General features: G+C 66.3%; 2 protein-coding genes. Both read right to left on the bottom strand.

Features of this window, described 5'->3' with window-relative positions:
- Positions 1–689, bottom strand: a 689-nt coding sequence (locus tag ACTQ05_RS09525) for a hypothetical protein (protein WP_441538969.1), incomplete at its 3' end; no start/stop codon positions are given.
- A gap of 3 nt (positions 690–692) precedes the next feature.
- Positions 693–935 (bottom strand): hypothetical protein, encoded by a 243-nt coding sequence (locus tag ACTQ05_RS09520; protein ID WP_343091535.1) that lies wholly within the window; start codon positions 933–935, stop codon positions 693–695.
- Positions 936–1,056: the final 121 nt, after the last annotated feature.

The raw sequence follows: 1,056 nt of genomic DNA, 5'->3' as shown, positions 1-1,056 counted from the left end.
TTCATCTCGGGTGACGGCGGCGTGCCGCACATCCACATCTGGCTGTTCGGGATGGCCGAGAGCGTGGGGAGGATGGCGGCGAGGACGGCGAAGCCCAGCTCCTGAGCCTCATCCAGGAGGATCGTGGAGGCGGAGAAGCCTCGCCCCGAGCCCTTGGTCCGCGCCATGAACGAAACACGGGTCGTACGGGTGATGCGAGCCTTGCCGCTGCCGTAGAACTCGATGCCCTCTCGGCCGTTGGTGCTGTGGATCCGCTTTACCCTCTTGCGGAGGATGTCGTAGTCGGTGGTGAGGTTCTTCAGCGAGTAGAACGACTCCATGGCCGTCTTGACCTCGTGAGCCGAGTGGATGATGTGGGGCTCATTGAGGAGCAGGATGCCGACCACCTGTCGCGCCAGCAGGGAGCGGCTCTTGCCGTTCTGGCGGGGCTCGATGAAGCCGAACTGGGTCGCGGCCCAGGTGCGGGGGCGGCCGGGCAGCACAAGGTGAGTCTCAGACTCCTCGACGTGCCGGTAGGACATGCCGACGTCGAAGGCGTGCTGCTGGTGCCCGTCGAGGCTGAGGCCGACGGAGTTGGCGACGACGGTCGCCGCCGCGCCGAGGGAACCATCACGCTCGGGGATCTTCTCGAAGCGGGGCGGAGGGTAGGGCGGCGCGGGGGCAGCGCGCCGGGGAGTGGCGACAGCCACGAATCAGCCCTCCAGCGCGGCGAGGGCAGCAGCCAGAGCCTCTTCGGCGGGGTCGGACTCGGCGACGTCGCGGTCGATCATGGTCTCGATGTCCTTGCAGATGAGGCGAAGCTGCCCCATCATGGCGACGATGTCCTTGGGGATCTCGCAGATGTCGATCTCGTCGGTGAGCCGGTCACGGGCAGCGATCAGGATGTCGAGCTGGCTTCCGCCTCGAGCGGCAGCCGAAAGGGACTTGCTGGCCATGGGAACCTCCTGGGTTATGGCGTCGGGGGTACGTGCCTGGTGGATCCAGGGTACGCGACGCGAGCGACAGCTCGCTCTTCTGTCCGAAGACACCATCTGATATACCCACGGGGGTATGTGG

Source organism: Collinsella sp. LCP21S3_A9 (assembly GCF_052118785.1).
Lineage (GTDB): Bacteria > Actinomycetota > Coriobacteriia > Coriobacteriales > Coriobacteriaceae > Collinsella.
The sequence above is the reverse complement of the archived record's forward strand: the minus strand, read 5'-3'. Positions and strand labels throughout refer to the sequence as shown.

Coding starts and splice junctions, on each gene's coding strand:
- ACTQ05_RS09520 (WP_343091535.1), bottom strand. CDS start 935: ATGGCCAGCAAGTCCCTTTCGGCTGCCGCTCGAGGCGGAAGCCAGCTC.